The sequence below is a fragment of the Lentzea sp. NPDC003310 genome (assembly GCF_040610935.1).
In the GTDB taxonomy this organism is placed as follows: Bacteria; Actinomycetota; Actinomycetes; order Mycobacteriales; family Pseudonocardiaceae; genus Lentzea.
The window spans coordinates 205,390-222,375 of the sequence record NZ_JBEXNC010000005.1; the positions used below are offsets into that span (position 1 = coordinate 205,390).

Sequence of the window (16,986 nt, forward strand, 5' to 3'; positions counted from 1 at the left end):
AGCGGGCCGGCCGCGGGGTACGCGTACGGGATGCCCAGGTGCTTCAGGCGGTCACCTGGTGCGAGACCGGGAGGACGCGCAGGTTCGCCGCCGCCCGTTCGAGCTGGGACAGCGCGCTCGGGCGCAGGTTCGCGATCTCCTGGTCCGACGCCGGGCCGGCCATCTCCTGCAGCAGCACCTGCTGCGGGTGGTCGCCCTCGGCCTCGGCCACGGCCAGCACGCGGAACGGCGTGCCGGGCGCGAAGAGCACGCGTTCCTCGGTGGACACGGCGACCCGGTCGGCCACCTCGACCCGGCGGCCGGTGACCGACCAGATCAGGTACTCGGTGACGCCGTCGATGCGCTGCGACGGGTTCGCGACGGCGTCCAGCAGGCCGTGCTCGACCAGGACGTCGCCGCTGCGGTAGCGGCGCGGGCCGGTCTGGCCGCTGACGCCCCACACCGTCGCCACGCCGCTGTGCACGGGCAGGCGGTTCAGGCCAGAGACGATGCACGCGACGTACGGGCGCAGGCGGCCCAGGCGTCCCATGCGCAGCGTCTCGACGACCATCTCCTCGTCCTGCGACACGCACGCCAGCAACGCCGTCAGGTCGGTGACCATGGCCTCGAACGCGGCCGGGTCCTCCTCCGCGTCCGGGCGCTGGGCGAGCAGGCGGCAGACCGTCGCCGCGTGCACGCCGTAGCGCTCGCCGAGGGCGCGGCGGACCGTGTCGCGTTCCGCGTCGGAGCTGGTGTGGTCGGCGTCGACGAACTCGCGTTCGCCGGTGTTCTCCGGCGGGGCCTCCCACATCGCGAGTGGCTGCAGCGGCAGCGGGCCGTCGACGCGGAACCGCACGGGGGCGGAGTCCGGGTCGTCGGACGGGAACGCGGCCTCGTCCGGGTCGTCCAGCGCGTGCGCCGGCGCGGAACCCATGCTCGCGTACGCGGGCTGTTCGGGCTCCGCAGGCGTCACGGCGGTGAAGAAGCCCGTGCCGTTGTCCGAGGAGTCACGGGTCGAGAGCGCGTGTGCGGCCGTGCTGAGGGCCGAGGAGATCTGCGACGAGCTCGTCGACGGAGGCGCGGGCGGAGGCGGAGGGGGTGGCGCGATCACCTTGGAGTCGCAGAACACCAGGCGCAGGAGCTTGCGGACCTCGGGCTCGAGGCGTTCCACGAGAGCAGCGCCGTGCACCGCGACCGCGCCGGGCGTGGTGCGTCCGGGCGTGCCCACGGTCAGACGGGCCCACTCCGGGTCCAACGGCAGCGTGCGCACCTCTGCGGCGTTGTACGGCTCGTCCTGCTCGCGCACCCACAGGCCTGAGGGCACGACCTCCAGCACGACGCCGTCCCCGAGGGAGAAGACACCGGGCGCGACCTCGGAGAGACCCGGCACCGGCGTCCGGTAGCCCGAGACGACGGGCACCGACTCGTTGGGCACGCACGTCACCTCGGTGACGAACGGGCGCCACGTCTGCTGGCCGCGCGGGTCGACCGCGACGACCGCGGGACCGCCGCCACGCACGTTGCCCACCGGGATGCCGGTGAACATCGCGATCGGCTCGCCGATCTGGTCCGCCACGAGGCTGCCGATGCCCGCGTCGATGCCGTACGGGACGAGCCGCACGCGCGAGCGGGCCGCCTGGGGCAGCGCCGTGAGCAGGCGGCAGACCTCCTCGATCGGGATCGAGGACTGGCCGGGACCGCCGACGACGACCGTCAGCACGTTGTCGCGGCACGGCAGCGCGACGATCGGCCGCGAGTCCGGCGCGGCCGGGTCGAACGGCGGGTTCTGCGCGCGCAGCCAGAGCCCGGACGGGATGGGTTCGGAGATGCCGATCTCGCCCGTCGGCCACGGCGAGTTCGGGTCCATGGCCTCCCACTGCGGCACCGGGAAGCGGCGGCCGTACGGCATCGGCGACGCGTTCGGCTGGAACCGCAGCCAGCTGCCGTAACCCTGGGTGCCGACGACGAACGCGGCACCGGGCACGGTGGTCAGCACGCCGTCCGGCGCGACGACCTCGGCCTGCAGCTGCTCGGCGAGCCACTGCGCGGGCGCGGTCGGCCGCATCGAGCCGGCGTGCGAGACCGCGAGCCGGATGGGCCCGCGGCCGTGCAGCGCCGTCACGACGTGCGGCCAGAAGGTGCTCTGGTCCCCGCTCGGGAAGTCGACCACGACCACGGTGCGGCCGGCGTCGGCCGGCAGCGCGCGGGCGAGTCCCGCGGCACCCTGGCTCGGGCCCTCGGGGGCGGAGACGACGAGCGTCGACCCCACGGTGTTCGCCGCGAAGGGCGTCCGCTGGGGTGCGGGCTCCGGCTGCGGCGCTGCTGCCGGGGGCTGCTCGACGGGGTACAGATCCAGGTCCTGGTCGGTGCTCGTGATGGTCTGAACTCCGAAACTGCTCTGGCCAGAACTCTGCTGGGTCTGCTGGATCTGTGGTTGCTGCTCGCCTTGGGCGGCGGCACGTCGGCCCAACAAGCGCCTGATCACCTCCGTGCCATCCCGGTCACTCGCCCTTTCGGCTTAATCGGGCAACGGTCGTGCACGCTATCAAGACGCTCCGCACTTCCGTCACCCAGTCGGGTTCTTTTGACGTCATCCGATCGAGACCCACACGGCCCGCGCTCGCCCGCACACCCCGTCCGGCCCGATGATCGCGGACGCCGAGTACGCCTTGCGCCCTTCCTTGCCGAGCTCCCAGGCCAGCAGCACGTGGTCGACGCCGAGCCGGACCGGCCGTTCCACCTGCGCGACGAACGTGCCGAGCACGAACGCCGGCCCGCCGTCGGGCGCGACGGGTTGCGCGGACGGGCAGTCGAGCGCGGCCCACACGATCTCGGGCAGGACGGCGTCACCGTCGTTCGGCAGCACGTCCGCCGGCGTCCAGACGCCCGCCCACTCGGCACGGCCGTCGAGCGGCCCGAGCAGCGCGGCGATGCCGTCCTCGCGACCGGGACCGCACCCGAAGCAGGTGGGAAACGGGTGCCGGTCGCGCCACGGCACCTTCGCCGAGGCCTTCAGCGCCTCGTCCAGGGTCGGCGCCGCGGGCACGTCGAGGTCGAGCTCCGCGGCCTCGGCCGACGCGATGACGACGTCACCGTCGAGCAGCTGCCCGTCCTCGACGCGCATCTCGCGGTCGAGCGGCACCGGCTTGCGCAGCCGCACGCTCACCGCGGCGCTGCCGACGTGCGCGGCCAGCAACCCGGCCGAGTACCCGCCGTTGCCCATCCCCGGAGGGCCGTTGAACCTGCTCGCGACGATCATTCGAGGCCCTCCGCGTACACCCACTGGCCGTTCTCCCGGACGAACCGGCTCCGCTCGTGCACCACGCCCCCGACGTAGTGCGCCCGGAACTCCACCACGCCCTCGTTCGCGAACATCCCGCCGTTCTCGGTGGCCAGGATCTCGAGCTTCAGCCACCGGTCGGTCGAGTCGATCCCGGCGCTCGACGGGCGGTGCTTCGCGGCCCACGTGCGCAGCAGGTAGTCCTCGTCGGACACGGCGAAAGCGCTGTAGCGAGAACGCATCAGCTGCTCCGCGGTGGCCGCCTTGCGGGCCCCGGAGTGCAGCGCTCCGCAACAGTCCACATAGGACTGGCCGGTACCGCAGGGGCACAGTTTGTTGGTCACGCCGACATTGTGCCTGGTGAACCCGTTAGAACCGATGCCGCGCCCCGTACGTACCCCTTGTCAAGACTGACTCGCGGGAGGCAGAGGAGACGGCAGTGAGTGTCGACAGCAGGACCGAGCTCGTACCGCTGCGCACGTGGTTCGGGCTCCGATGGCGCGGCTACGACCGCGACGAGGTGGACGACTACGTCGCCGAGCTGGAAGCCGAGCTCCGCCTGGTCACGGCAGACCGGGACGCCTCGGAGGCCCGCGCGGAGGCCCTGGCCACCAGACTGGTGACCGTCCAGGAGGAGAACGCCGCCCTGCAGGACGGCCTGCACCGCATCTGCCTGACCCCGATCGACCCCAAGGGCCTGCCGGAGAGACTCGCCCGCATGGTCGCCCTGGCCGAGGAGGAACGCCGCGACGTCGTGCGGGACGCCCAGCTCAAGGCGCTGATGATCGTGGGAGAGGCCGAGCAGCGCGCCCGCCGCCTCGACGAGGAGGCGGCCGAGAAGCGCGAGGGCATCCGCGAGGACTTCCGGCTCGCGATGTCGGCCCGCCGGGCCGAGGCGATGCGGGCGCTGGCCGAGCTGCGCACCGTGGCCAAGGACGAGGCGGAGCGCATCGTGGCGGAGGCGAAGATCCAGAACCTGCACATCGAGTGAGAGCGGCGGGCCCGGTCTGAGGAGTCAGGCCGGGCCCGTCCGGCACGCGGGAGGATCAGGCAAGAAGTCGAGAGCTTCGATCTCCTGAACACCCTGCCACCACTGGTCTCATTGGTTCATCGAGAAACCACGAGACCACGAAGGCGGTAGGAACATGTCAGTCGCACTCGTCACCGGTGCCAGCTCCGGCATCGGCTGGAGCACGGCCGTCGAACTGGCCCGGCGCGGCGCGTCCGTGATCCTCACCTACGGCTCCAACGAGGCCGGGGCCAAGCAGGCGGTCGCGACCATCGAGCAGAACGGTGGCCGGGCCACCGCCCTCCACCTGGACCTCGGCCGCAGCGACACCTTCGAGGCGTTCAAGACCCGGGTCGCCGACACCCTGCGCGCGTGGGACGACGAGCTCCACGTCCTCGTCAACAACGCGGGCTTCGCCCAGACCGCCCTCTTCCAGGACACCACCGAGGACCTCTTCGACCGGTTCTACCGCGTCCTGCTCAAGGGCCCGTTCTTCCTCACCCAGACGCTGCTCCCGCTGCTCGCCGACGGCGGCGCGGTCATCAACACCACCAGCAGCTCCACGGAGAGCGCCGAACCCGGCTACTCCGGCTACGCCAGCATGAAGGGCGCGCTCGTGGTGCTGACGCGGTACCTCGCCAAGGAGCTGAGCCCGCGCCGCATCCGCGTCAACTCCGTCTCCCCCGGCGCCACCCGGACCAGGCTGGGCGGCGACGCGTTCGAGAAGTTCCCCGAGGTGATCCCCGCGCTCGCCGCGCAGACCGCGCTGGGACGGGTCGGCGAGCCGGACGACGTGGCCGTGGCGATCGCGGCGCTGGCGGGTGCGGACGGGCGGTGGATCACCGCGCAGGACGTCGAGGTGTCCGGCGGGTTCGGGCTCTAGTCGGCCACGCCGGGCGGGAGGAACCACTCCGTGCGGTGCTCGGCGTTGGCCCGCGCGACGTTCCCGATCTCCCCGGACGGGCCGTCCACGACGTCCGCGCGTTCGGCGGCGGGCAGGCGGTACCAGCCCGAGCACCCGTTGACGCACGGGTGGCTCATCTCGACCAGCCGGAACACGCCGTCGGGGCCCGCCGTCGGCTGGCGCCAGGTCATCTCGCCCGAGCCGGAGCACAGGTCGCACTCGGGGGCGCTCATCCCGCCGACCACACGCGGCCCGCCCACACCTCGGCGGCCTCCCTGCTCTCGTACTCGGGCAGGTACGGCCCGGCCCCGACCAGCACGCCGAGCGAGTGCAGCAGGTCGGCGTGCGCCTGCGTGACCAGGCCGTGCGCGCCCACCACGATGCCGAGCTCCTGTGCCCGTTCGACCAGGTACCGGACCTGGCGGCGGGCCCACTCGGGGGCGTCCCCGGTGCTCAGGGCGGCCACGATCGGGCCGAACAGCATGACGCCGGGGACCGGCAGGCCGCGGGCGGCGACCAGTTCGAGGTCGGGCAGGCCGGCCACGTCCATCACGAACACGATGCCGAGCCGCGCGAGCACCCCCATGGCCTCTTGGAGGTCACCGCGGGCGTCCAGCAGCGACGCGCTGTTCATGCACAGCATGAGTCGGCCGGGTTCCAGGGCGTGCCGCTCCAGCTCGGTGCGGACGATGCTGACGAGGTCGGCGTCGATCGCCATGCGCTGGGGCAGGTTCAAGCACACGGTCGGTGCTCCGTCGGCGAGCCGGGCGTGCCAGTCGGCGGCGGTCTCCACCGCCTCCGCGAGCAGGTGCCTGCCCAGCGGCATCGTCATGCCCGTGAGCTCGGCCAGCGCGTACACGTCGTCCGCGCGCAGCCGGCCGAGCGACGGGTGCCGCCAGCACAGGCTCGCCTTGAGCGACGTCACGACCGGGGCGTCGGGCAGCACGACCTGCGGCTGGTAGACGAACCCGACCTCGCCCGTCTCGATCGCGCCCGCGAGCGAGGCCGCAAGGTAGTACCGGTCGCGCGCCGCGCGGTCGGTCTCCGGGTCGTAGAGCACCCACTGGGACTTGCCGAGCTCCTTGGCCCGGTGCAGCGCGACCTCGGCGGAACGGGCCAGCGCGTGGTGCTCGGCGGTGGCCGCGTCCGCGACCACGACGCCCACACTGGCGCTCACGCCGACCCCGACGCCGCCGTCGTGGTAGACGGGCTGCGCGAGCCTCTCGATCATCTCCTCGACCTGGGACACCACGGTCTGGCGGGTGAGGTCGCCGCACAGCGCCACGGCGAACTCGTCGCGGAACAGGCGTGCGATGAAGGCGTTGTCGCGGGTGAACACCTCGCGCAACGTGCCGGCGGTCGCGCGCAGCACGCGGTTCGCGAGATCCGCTCCGAGCCCGTCGTTGATCACGCCGAACCCGTCGACGTCGAGGAACAGCACGGCGATGCGGTCCCCGGCGGCGGCCGTGGCGACCATGCCCTCGAGCTTCGACCGGAAGTACGCGTCGTTGGGCAGGCCGGTGAGGGCGTCGTGCAGCGTCTGGTGCCGGAACGTCTCGCGCAGCTGCCGCAGCTCCTGCTCGTCCTCCAGCAGGAACAGCAGGCCGTCCTCGGTTCCGGGCAGCACCGTCGCCGACACCCGCGCGAACCTGCTCTGCGCCTCGCCCGAGACGACCTCGACCTCGCCGCGCACGACCAGGTCGCGGTCGCGGCGCAGCTTCGTCACCGCGTCGGCCAGGAACAGCTCGCTCGTGCTCGTGGCCGCGACGTCGCCGATGCCGAAGCCGGCCTTCACCTCGAACTCGGTGCCCTCGACGAGCTCCGCGAACGCCGGGTTCGTCCCCCGCACGACCCCCTCGGGATCGGTGATCACGGCTGCGGCCGGGCAGGCGCGGAAGAACACGTCGAACCGCTGGGCGTCGGTCGTCACTGCGACACCTCACACCAGCGCGTTCCGGCGGCACAAGAGCGATTCCGGGCCCGTTGCGCCGATGGGGTGACATCGATGCCCAAGTCCACCGCCACCACCGCCCGCTCGCGTGTCCACCGGCCAGATTTACCAGGTCAGGAGGAATTTTCCCGCTGTTCCCCACTGGACGTTCGGGACGGAAAGACTACCGGTTCGGTCTTCTCAGCGCCGTTTGCGGCCGAGCACCATCAACGTCTTCGTGCCGATCACGCGGCCGCCCTCGCGCATCCGGTCGATCACGTCCCGCACCTGCGCGACGTCGTGCAGGCGCACCCTGGCGAGCGCGTCCGGATCACCCGCGACGGTGACGATCTCCTGCACCTCCGGGATGCGCATCATCGAGTCGGTGACCTCCTCGACGCTGATGTCGCCCGCGAACCGCAGCTCCACGAACGCCTCCAGGCCCGCGCCGAGCTTGCCGTGGTCGACCAGCGCGGTGTAGCCGGTGATCACGCCGAGCCGTTCGAGGCGTTCGATCCGCCGTTTCACGGGCGCGGGCGAGAGGCTGACGCGCTCGGCGATGTCCACGAGGGAACGGCGTCCGTCCTCGATCAGCAGCGCGAGGATCCGGCGGTCCAGGTCGTCGATCGTCCCAGTGTCGGCCACGCCGGAACTGTAGACCTCCGCGCACTTTTCCGCCGTTGCAGAGGCGCTCAGCGAACGAAAGCTGCTCAGGCGGTGCGGTTCCACGCGTGATAGTTGCGCGCCCGAACGGCCGTTCGTTCCACTGCCTCCCATGACGACGCTGAACGAGAGCGGCACGACGGTCGGGCTCGACGTGCTGAAAGCGGTGGAGCAGCGGGTGCTGTGGCTGTCGACGGCGGTCGTGGACCACGCCAACCGGGTGCGGCCTAACCCGTCCGGCCTCAAGGTCGGCGGGCACCAGGCGTCCAGCGCGTCGATCACCTCGATCATGACCGCGCTGTGGTTCGAGCACCTGCGGCCGCAGGACCGGGTGTCGGTCAAGCCGCACGCCTCCCCCGTGCTGCACGCGATCGAGTTCCTGCTGGGGCAGCTCGGCGAGGAGCACCTGACGACGCTGCGCTCGTTCGGCGGCCTGCAGAGCTACCCGTCGCGCACCAAGGACCCGGTGCCCGCCGACTACTCCACGGGCTCGGTCGGCATCGGGGCGACCGCGCCGATCTGGGGAGCGCTGTCGCGGCGGTACGTCGGCGGTCACTTCGGCGAGCAGCCGCAGGGGCGCCAGTACTCGCTGGTGGGCGACGCCGAGCTGGACGAGGGCGCGGTCTGGGAGGCCGTCCTCGACCCGATGGTGCAGAACCTGGGCGAGATCGTGTGGATCGTCGACTTCAACCGCCAGTCGCTCGACCGCGTCGTGCCGGTGCTCGGCGCGGACCGGTTGCGCGCGCTGTTCACCGCCGCCGGCTGGCAGGTGATCACCGTCAAGTACGGCGCCGCGCTGGAGGAGCTCTTCCGCCGCCCCGGCGGCGAGGCCCTGCGCAACCGGATCGACTCGATGACCAACGCCGAGTACCAGCGCCTGCTGCGGCACACGCCGGAGAAGCTGCGCGCGCTGCTGCCCGGCACCGGCGAGGACGCCGCGCGCATCGCGGCGCTGATCGACCCACTCGACGACGTGGCGCTGACGACCGCGCTGCGCGACCTCGGCGGGCACGACCACGCCGCGCTGCGGGCCGCGTTCCACGAGATCGACGACTCCCGTCCCACGGTGGTCATCGCCTACACCGTGAAGGGCCACGGCCTGCCGACCGAAGGCCACCCGCAGAACCACTCGGCGCTGCTGACCGCCGGCCAGTTCGAGGAGCTGGCGGCCCGCTGCGGCACGTCGTCCTCCGAGCCCTGGCAACGGTTCGAGCCGGGCACGCCCGCGCACGAGGCGTGCGGGCGCGCCGCCGCGAGGCTGCGCCGCGACCCCGTCCGGCTCGCGGCGCCCCCGGCCGTGCCGGCGGATCTCGGCCGCACCCCGTCCGGCACCGCGACCACGCAGTCGGCGCTCGGCCGCACCCTGCTCGACCTGAACCGCGTCGCACCGGAGGCGGGCGCGCGGGTCGTCACCGTCTCGCCGGACGTCAGCTCCAGCACCAACCTGGGCGGCTGGGTCAACAAGGTCGGCATCTGGTCCACCGCCGAGGGCGTCGACTGGTTCGCCGACGACGCCGAGACGATCCTGCACTGGCGCGAACGCCCGACCGGGCGCCACGTGGAGCTCGGCATCGCCGAGACCAACCTCGTGGGCCTGCTGGGCGAGCTGGGCGCGACCTGGAGCCGGTGGGGCGAACCGCTCCTGCCGATCGGCGTGCTCTACGACCCGTTCGTCTCGCGGGCTCTCGAGCCGTGGTCGTTCGGTCTCTACGCGGGCGGGCAGTCGATCCTCGTCGGCACGCCGTCCGGGGTCACGCTGGCCCCCGAGGGCGGCGCGCACCAGTCGATCGGCACGCCGTCGATCGGCCTGGAACAACCGGGCTGCACGACGTGGGAGCCCGCCTTCGCGCTCGACACCGAGTGGTGCCTGCTGGCCGCGCTGGGGCAGCTGGGCCTTCCGGACGGCTCGTCCGCGTACCTGCGCCTGTCGACCCGCCCGGTCGACCAGACCCTCGCCGCCGTGCCCGCGGACCCGGCCGCCCGCGAACGCCGGCGCCGCCAGGTCGTCGCCGGCGGCTACGCGCTGCGACGTGCTTCAGGCACTCCGGACGTCACCCTCGTCGCGATGGGGGCCCTCGTGCCCGAAGCACTGCAAGCCGCCACACGGCTCGACGCGCTCGGCGTGGCCGCCGACGTCGTCTGCCTCACAAGCCCGGACCTGGTGTTCCGCGCGGTCCAGGCTCGTGCCGGCCGCGGCAACGCGCCGACGTGGATCCTCGACACCCTGTTCCCCGCGGCCCGCACCGCGCCCCTGGTCACGGTGCTCGACGGCCACCCGCACACCCTCGCGTTCCTGGCGGGCCTCACCCGGCACGGCGCGGCGCACCTCGGGGTCAGCGCGTTCGGGCAGTCCGGCGACCTCGACAGCGTCTACCGGCACCACGGGATCGACACGGACAGCATCGTCGGCGCGGCACTGGACGTCACCGTTCGTCCGTGACCGCCTCGACGACGGACAGCGGCCCGGCCGAAGGCACGACCCGGCCGAGCCGCAGTCCCGCTCTCGCGAATACGCGCGCGAACTCCTCTCGCGTGCGTTCCCTGCCGCTGACCAGCATCATCATCACGAGGTCGAGCAGCTTGGCGTCGTCCGGCTCGTCGCCCGGCCGCACGACCGCGTCGACCACCGCGATCTTCCCGCCCGGTCGCATCGCCGCACGGCAGTTGCGCAGGATGCGCACGCACTCGTCGTCGTTCCAGTCGTGCAGCACGTACGAGAGCACGTGCAGGTCGCCGGGCGGCACCTCGTCGAAGAAGTCGCCCGCGACCTCGGTCCACCGTCCGGGCGCGATGCCGGGCGGGACCTCGCCGGGCAGCACGTGCTCCTGGTCGAAGAGGACGCCGCGCAGACCGGGGTGGGCGTGCAGCACGTCCCGGAGGAAGCCGCCGGCCCCTCCGCCGACGTCCACGACCGTGCCGGTGGCGGGGAAGTCGTACGCGTCCAGCGCGAGCCTGCGGGCGGCCCCGGAGAAGCTGCCCATCCCGCCGTGGAACTCGGCGCGCGCGTCCCCCGCGACGTAGTCGAAGAACGGCTTGCCGAAGAGCGCGGGGAACGACGGCGTGCCGGTGCGCAGGCACTGCTCCAGCTCGAAGGCGCTGGACCAGTGCGTGTGCATGGTGCTCATGACCACGCCCCACCGCGCGGAGTACGGCGAGTCCGTGCGCAGCCCCTGCCCGAGCGGCGTCAGCGCGAACGCGCCGTCGGCGTCCTGCCGGAAGATCCCGTTGGTGCACAACAGGCGCAACGCCCGGCTCAGGTAGTCCGCGTCGGCACCGACCGCAGCGGCGAGCTCCCGTGCGGGCCGCGGCCCGTCGCCGAGGTGGTCGGCGACGCCGAGGCGTGCCACGGCGCGCAACGCGGCGGACTTCAGGTACGCGTGCGCCTCCGAGATCAGGTGCACCGCGGAAGCCTCGGGGGTGATCGGCTCAGCGCGCACGGAACGCTCGCACGTCGTGGACCGGGTAGCTGTGGAACTCGAGCGACGGCTCCACGAGCAGGAAGTGCCGGCAGTGCGGGTCGCTGTAAAGCGCGATCGGGCGGCTGGTGTTGTTGATGAGCGCCTTGGCGATGAACGGCAGGGCCGTGCACGACGTGGCGGGGTCCTCGTAGCTCTGCGGTCTGGTGTTGGCCCAGACGCTGTCGTAGAAGCACGCGAGCCCGAGTCTGCACCCCGTGGCGATCGGCGGCCCGGCCACCGCGGGCGTGGCGGTCGCCCCGCACAACGTCAGCGAGAGGACGGTGGCCAGAGCGTGCTTCATCAAGGCATGCCTCCAGAACACGGGAAGTAGTTGAAGTTTCAGCGCGGAGCGCGACGATAGCAGTGCGCTGAAGTTTCAACTATCTGGGGCCGTACGAGCAGCTCAGCCGGGCCAGCCCATCCGGGCCAGGGCGGCGTCGTCGGCCATCCCCTCCGCGAGCACACCGCTGATCTCCCGCAGGGAGTCCCGCTGCGCCGGGCTCAGCCGGTCGAACACCAGCGAACGGACCTGCTCGACGTGCCTGCGAGCAATCCGCCGCACCTCTTTCACGCCCTCCGGGGTGAGCACGGCGAACTGCCCCCTGGCGTCGCCGGCCGCCTCCTCCCGGCGCACCCAGCCGTCCCGGACCAGCCGGTCGACGGCGTGGCTCGTCCTGCTCCGGTCGAACACGCAGGCCGCCGCCAGGTCGGCCATCCGCATCGACCTGCCCGGCGCCTCGGATAAGCGCGACAGCACGTCGTAGTAGGCGAAGGACAGGCCCGCGTCCTGCTTCAGATCACGCTCGACCCGGTCCATCAGCATCCTGCTGGCCAGCAGGAAACTCCGCCAGGTCGCCTGTTCCTCGTCGTCCAGCCACCGGGTCTTCGCCATGGCGCCATCCTACGGGCGCGTTGAACTTTCAATCACCGGTCGCGTCACTGCATGTTCGCGACGTGCCGGTGCCCCGGCGCGGCAACGCAGGTGTAGAGCTGGAGGTTGTAACCGCGCCCGATCGACACCATCGTGGGCTCGGACGGCGACGGGTAGATCGTCGACGCGCCATCGGTTTCCTCGACCGGCCGCCAACTCCTGTTGCCGTCCCACTCCCCGCTGGCGATGGTGAGCAACGGCCCCACCGCAGCGCCGCAATCGGGACAGGACAGGGGAAACGGGTCGGAGAAGCTCCACGGCCCGTACCCGCCGACCTTGCACCCCGGCGCGACAGACAGGTCGTACTGGTACTGCGCGCCCTCCCGTTCCTCCCACCCCCGCACCCGCGCGGCCAGATCCCGAGGCAGCTCGAGGGGTGCCGGGTACTCCGTCACCTCTTCCGGGTGCAGCACGCAGGCTTCGGGGAGGTAGTTCTCGTCGACCAGCGCGGGATGTGGAGCGCCGGCCGACGCATCCGTCACGTCGGCGGCGACGCGCCAGTGCAGCGACGTGCGCGGCACACACCCCTCGTCCTCGTGGTCGAACGGGCACCACAGCACCTGCAGCAGGTCCGCGCCCCCGGGACAGGGCAGCCCCGGCACGTCCCGCGCGTACAGCTGTGCGACGGGCACCAGCGGCAGCGGCTCTTCCTGGAAGATCCGCTCCTCCTCCGACACGCTGTCGAGGACGACCTTCTCGGCCGCCGTCAACAGGTCCGCGCCTTCCTCGCGCGGCCGCGCCCACGCCGCGGTCAGGATCCGGCGCCGCGCGACGACGTTCGCGGGGCTGGCACCGTCCACAAAGGAGTCGACGTGCTCGGCGCACGTCGGCCACGGCTCGGCGGCCGGCCACAGCAGCGGGCCGCCGAACGAGCTGTCCGCGGTGGACGGATTGCCCGGCCTGGGGTGCAGGCGCACGGCGGTGCGGGCCAGCGGTGCCAGTTCGGGCAGGTGGGCGGTGAGGTCGACCGGGCGCGGCGGAGTCGTGCGGACCATGGCGGCATCGTAGGAACCCGCGTCTTCGCCCGTGAGGTGGGGGTTTCACCCGATCGATGTAGGCGGAAAGCGTAACCCGCGCTGGGCCGAACGCGACTCCCGTGCATGACCACTGACAGCGCCCATCCCGAGGAGATCCGCTTCGCCGTCGTCCTCAACGGCGGGGTCAGCCTCGCGGTGTGGATGGGCGGCGTGGTGCTCGAGCTCGACCGCCTCACCCGCGCGAGGGGCGAGGACGGCGACGCGGCCTACCGCGCCGTGCTCGACCTGGTGGGCGGTACCGCACGGGCCGACGTCATCACCGGCACGTCCGCGGGCGGCATCAACGGGGCCGCGCTGGCACTGTCCCAGGTGAACAGGGCGGCGCGGCTGAGCGCACTGCGCGGGCTGTGGGTCGAGCACGGGCGGATCGACCAGTTGCTGCGGCAGCCGTTCAGCGGGCAGCCCCAGTCGTTGCTGCAGGGCGACGAGTACTTCCTGCCGAAGCTGGAGGAGGCCCTGAGCGGGCTCACCGCCGACTTCGAGGAGGTGCCGGCGGACGAGGCGCCGATCGACCTGCGGATCACCACGACGTTGCTCAACGGCGTGCCGAAGGTGAGCTACGACGACCTCGGCCAGCAGCTGCCGCAGACGGTCCACCAGGGCAGCTTCTCCTTCCGGCGCGACCCCTCCTCGTGCGGCGACGAGCGCGACGACTTTGTGCGGGACAAGCAGGTCAAGGCGAACCTGGTCGAACGGCTCGCGCTGGCGGCCCGCTCCACGGCCTCGTTCCCGTTCGCCTTCGAACCCTCCTACGTGCCGGTGGCGGGCGACGACGAGTCGGGCATGGGCAAGGGCGCCAGCTGGTACCGCGACGGCAGGCAGCGGTCCCGGTTCGCCGTCGACGGCGGCGTGCTGGTCAACACCCCGACCAAGGAGGCACTGGAGGCCATCGACCGGATGCCCGCCGAGGCACGGGTGCGGCGGGTCATGCTGCTGGTGTTCCCGCACGCGCCGGGCGGGTCCGGCGAGGACGTCCAGGACGAGCTCGGCGGCGGACCGACGGTGGCGGGCCTCGGCGGCAAGCTGCTCGGCGCGCTGTACAGCCAGAGCGGCCGGACCTACGTGGACAGGGTCGAGGCGCACAACCGCGCCGCCGCGTCCCGGCGCAGCGGGCGCAACGCGATGCTCAACCAGCTGTACGGGCAGGACCGGAAGTCGTTGGTACCGCAGCTGTACCGGCTCTCCCGGACGTTGTACGGGCAGTACCGCGACGTCCGGATCCGTTATGCCGCAACCCAACTGGCCGGGCGGCTGTTCGACGCGCCGGAAGCGGACGCGCGCGGCATGACGTTCGAACGGGTGCGCGCCGCCGCCGAGGCAGCCCAGCGCGCGTGGCCCGCGGACCAGCCGCTCCCCTACGTCCCCTCCGCGCCGCCGCCCCAGACCGTGCTCGGCCAGGAAGGCTGCTGGCCGTGGGGCTTCACCATGGCCGAACGGCTCGCCGCGGCCACCCTCGACCTGCTCAAGCGGCTGATCTGGGTGGTGCCGGACGCCGACCCGCACGCGCAGGAGCTGGCCGCACTTCGCAAGCAGCTCCACAAATGCCGGGCGGCGATCCGCAAGCAGCGCAGGCGGCTCGACGAGGGCGTCGACCCCGGACCGCCGAACCAGCGGCACTGGGCCGGCCGCCTGCGCGACTACCACGCCGCGTTGACGGTGCCCGGCAACGAGATCGGTGCCGCCGTGCGGGAGCAGGTCGTCGAGATCGGCGTGATCCTGCGGCGGATCACGGAGGAGGTGCTGCCCGCCGTCGGCCCGGAACACGACGACATGTCCGAGCTCGCGGCCTGGCGCGCCCTGCTCACCGCCCCGCTCACCTGCACCGAGCAGAAACACCTCCGGTCCGGCGCCGACTTCCTGCTGTCCCGCCTGCTGGCGCTGGAGATCTCCGCGACGTGCGTCAGCGAGGTCGCGCCGACAGGACTCGACCAGCCCGTGGAGCTCATGCAGGTGAGCCTGCGCGCCGAGAACCCGTTCGCCCGCCAGTCCCGCACCCCGGACGACAAGGCCGCGGGCGCGTCGCTCGGGCGGTTCTCGGGCTTCCTCAAGCGGTCCTGGCGGGTCAACGACTGGATCTGGGGCAGGCTCGACGCCGCCACCACGCTGAGCCAGGTCGTGCTCTCCCCGGAACGCCTGTACCGCCAGTGCAAGATCGAGGACCAGGCCGCGGGCAGCGTGCGCGAGTGCGCCCAGCGCAAGGTCGACGACCTCGTGCGCACCCTGTTCGGCACCGAGCCCGAGCGGCTGAGCGGCCTCGCCGCCGCCGCGACGAACGACCTCGTGCGCATCTACACCAGCAAGTCCCCGGACGACGTGCCCGCCACCGCGCCCGCGTTGGCGAGGCTCGTCGCATGGGGGCTGCACCTGCGCATCGTCACCGAGGAGCTCGGCGCGCTGCGCGACGCGATCGAGGCCGACACCCTCGACGGCGCGAACCGGCGGTCGGCCGGCGCGCTGTTCGTCATCCAGCACCGGACGCTCCTGGACGACCTCGAACGCCAGGGCGGCTTCGACACCACCCCGGAGAAGGTCGAGCGGGCGTTCGCCGCGCTGGACGCGTTCGACCAGGCGAGGATCGGCCGCGAACCGCTGGGCGAGGAACTGGCGGGCGACCAGATGATCCGCACCGCCGCCACCGCGGCCGCCGTCGCGGTGAGCGTCCTCGACAGCGACAGGTCGGGCCTCGGCGTCGCCAAACCGGTCACCCGGACCCTGCGCGGCGCGTCACTGCTGCCCTACTGGGCCGTCAACGGCCTCACCCGCGGCAACCGCATCGCCCAGGCGGGCGGCCTGCTGGCCGTCGTCCTCGGCGCCGCGCTGCTGATGCTCTCGCTGTTCGACCTGCTGCCCGACGGACTGCTCGCCCCCGCCGCCGCACTCGGCGCCGGCATGGTGCTGACCGCGTTCGGCTACGCCGCCCTGCGCTCCCGGACGATGCTGCACGGCCTCGTGCTCCTGAGCCCGGTCATACCGCTGGTGACCCACGCCGTCACGAGGGTGGACCCCGATGATCCGGAGCAGAAGGCCGGCGTCGTCTCCCTGGCCGGCGTCGCCGCCGTCGTCGTGGTGCTGATGGTCCTGGGCAGCATCCCGGTGATCCGCCGGACGCCGTTCGCCCTGCTCGCGGACGTGCTGCCGAAGCTGCTCGGCTGGCTGTTCGCCGCGCTGTTCCTCGCCCTGCCGGCCGCCCAGATCGGACTGCTGCTCGCCGACCCCGCGGCCAGGGCCGTCGAGTTCGTGCGGGAGCACCGCACCCTCTCCGCCGTCCTGGTGGCGGTGGCGCTGGCGGTCGTCGCCATCCCCACCGCACACCGGCAGGGCCGCGGTCTCAAGCGCTGGCAGCGCACCACCACGAGGTGGGAGCTGACGCGCACCGACCACCCGGCGGCCGCGACGGCGGGCTGGGCCGTCGCCTACGGCGTCGTGTTCCTCGCGGCCGGCACGGCCGGACTCGCGCTGCCGTGGCAAGGCGACCCGGTGCTGACCGCGGCGCTGATCACCGCCTGGGTGTTCGCCGCGGTCCTGCTGCTGGTGACGCCGTGGTGGGTGCCCCGCCAGGCCCGCCGCCGGATCGAACGGGTCCTGGTCGACGAGGCCGACCGCATCGTCTACCCAGGGCAGGTGTCGGCGGGGTTCGTCGATCGCCTGCGGCACAAGGGCATGACCTACAGCTACCTGCTGAAGCTCGACGGGACCACCCTCGTCCCGCGACGGCGGGCACGCCGGCTCGTGCGGCGGATCGAGGCGCGGCTCGCCCAGCGCCAGGCCTGAGGTCCAGGCCTGGCGCCACAGCAC

At 72.6% G+C, this 16,986-nt stretch carries 14 protein-coding genes; 4 read left to right on the plus strand and 10 right to left on the minus strand.

Annotated features, from left to right (window positions below; translation table 11 throughout):
* Positions 1-43: 43 nt before the first annotated feature.
* The 3 genes from ABZX02_RS11095 to ABZX02_RS11105 form a co-directional block, all read right to left on the minus strand.
* Positions 44-2,452, minus strand: a complete 2,409-nt coding sequence (locus tag ABZX02_RS11095; RefSeq protein ID WP_355297089.1) for a hypothetical protein — start codon at positions 2,450-2,452, stop codon at positions 44-46.
* Positions 2,453-2,569: 117 nt separating this feature from the next.
* Positions 2,570-3,238, minus strand: a complete 669-nt coding sequence (locus tag ABZX02_RS11100) for a hypothetical protein (RefSeq protein ID WP_355297091.1) — start codon at positions 3,236-3,238, stop codon at positions 2,570-2,572.
* Complete coding sequence (locus ABZX02_RS11105) at positions 3,235-3,603, minus strand: YchJ family metal-binding protein (protein ID WP_355297092.1); 369 nt, start codon at positions 3,601-3,603, stop codon at positions 3,235-3,237. The genes ABZX02_RS11100 and ABZX02_RS11105 overlap by 4 nt, the downstream gene beginning before the upstream one ends.
* Positions 3,604-3,698: 95 nt before the next feature.
* Between ABZX02_RS11105 and ABZX02_RS11110 the strand changes: the two genes are divergently transcribed.
* Both ABZX02_RS11110 and ABZX02_RS11115 read left to right on the plus strand, forming a co-directional pair.
* Positions 3,699-4,250: a DivIVA domain-containing protein gene (locus tag ABZX02_RS11110; protein WP_355297094.1), complete on the plus strand. Its 552-nt coding sequence runs from the start codon at positions 3,699-3,701 to the stop codon at positions 4,248-4,250.
* Positions 4,251-4,404: 154 nt separating this feature from the next.
* Entirely contained in the window at positions 4,405-5,151 is a 747-nt protein-coding gene (locus ABZX02_RS11115; RefSeq protein ID WP_355297096.1) for an SDR family oxidoreductase, read from the plus strand.
* On the opposite strand, the gene ABZX02_RS11120 is transcribed toward ABZX02_RS11115, so the two are convergent.
* The 3 genes from ABZX02_RS11120 to ABZX02_RS11130 all read right to left on the minus strand — a co-directional run bounded on the left by ABZX02_RS11120 (position 5,148) and on the right by ABZX02_RS11130 (position 7,747).
* Positions 5,148-5,405 carry a hypothetical protein gene (locus ABZX02_RS11120; protein ID WP_355297097.1) on the minus strand — a complete coding sequence of 86 codons (258 nt, stop codon included), beginning with the start codon at positions 5,403-5,405 and terminating at the stop codon, positions 5,148-5,150. The two genes, ABZX02_RS11115 and ABZX02_RS11120, sit on opposite strands and share 4 nt — an antisense overlap.
* Complete coding sequence (locus ABZX02_RS11125; protein ID WP_355297099.1) at positions 5,402-7,102, minus strand: diguanylate cyclase; 1,701 nt, start codon at positions 7,100-7,102, stop codon at positions 5,402-5,404. Before ABZX02_RS11125 ends, ABZX02_RS11120 begins: the two co-directional genes overlap by 4 nt.
* A gap of 201 nt (positions 7,103-7,303) precedes the next feature.
* On the minus strand, positions 7,304-7,747 hold the full coding sequence (locus ABZX02_RS11130; RefSeq protein ID WP_355297101.1) for an Lrp/AsnC family transcriptional regulator: 444 nt from the start codon (positions 7,745-7,747) through the stop codon (positions 7,304-7,306).
* A gap of 130 nt (positions 7,748-7,877) precedes the next feature.
* Between ABZX02_RS11130 and ABZX02_RS11135 the strand changes: the two genes are divergently transcribed.
* Positions 7,878-10,205: a pyruvate dehydrogenase gene (locus ABZX02_RS11135; protein ID WP_355297102.1), complete on the plus strand. Its 2,328-nt coding sequence runs from the start codon at positions 7,878-7,880 to the stop codon at positions 10,203-10,205.
* On the opposite strand, the gene ABZX02_RS11140 is transcribed toward ABZX02_RS11135, so the two are convergent.
* The 4 genes from ABZX02_RS11140 to ABZX02_RS11155 form a co-directional block, all read right to left on the minus strand.
* A complete protein-coding gene (locus tag ABZX02_RS11140; protein WP_355297104.1) occupies positions 10,189-11,202 on the minus strand; it encodes a methyltransferase in 1,014 nt (337 codons plus the stop codon). The two genes, ABZX02_RS11135 and ABZX02_RS11140, sit on opposite strands and share 17 nt — an antisense overlap.
* The gene (locus tag ABZX02_RS11145) at positions 11,192-11,524 is read right to left on the minus strand and encodes a hypothetical protein (RefSeq protein WP_355297106.1); all 333 of its coding nucleotides are present in this window, start codon (positions 11,522-11,524) and stop codon (positions 11,192-11,194) included. Before ABZX02_RS11145 ends, ABZX02_RS11140 begins: the two co-directional genes overlap by 11 nt.
* 102 nt (positions 11,525-11,626) lie before the next feature.
* Positions 11,627-12,115: a MarR family transcriptional regulator gene (locus ABZX02_RS11150; RefSeq protein ID WP_355297108.1), complete on the minus strand. Its 489-nt coding sequence runs from the start codon at positions 12,113-12,115 to the stop codon at positions 11,627-11,629.
* Between the two features lie 44 nt (positions 12,116-12,159).
* Complete coding sequence (locus tag ABZX02_RS11155; protein ID WP_355297110.1) at positions 12,160-13,149, minus strand: hypothetical protein; 990 nt, start codon at positions 13,147-13,149, stop codon at positions 12,160-12,162.
* Between the two features lie 105 nt (positions 13,150-13,254).
* Here ABZX02_RS11155 and ABZX02_RS11160 point away from each other — a divergent pair, with 105 nt between their 5' ends.
* Complete coding sequence (locus tag ABZX02_RS11160) at positions 13,255-16,962, plus strand: patatin-like protein (RefSeq protein WP_355297112.1); 3,708 nt, start codon at positions 13,255-13,257, stop codon at positions 16,960-16,962.
* The last annotated feature ends 24 nt before the right edge of the window (positions 16,963-16,986 follow it).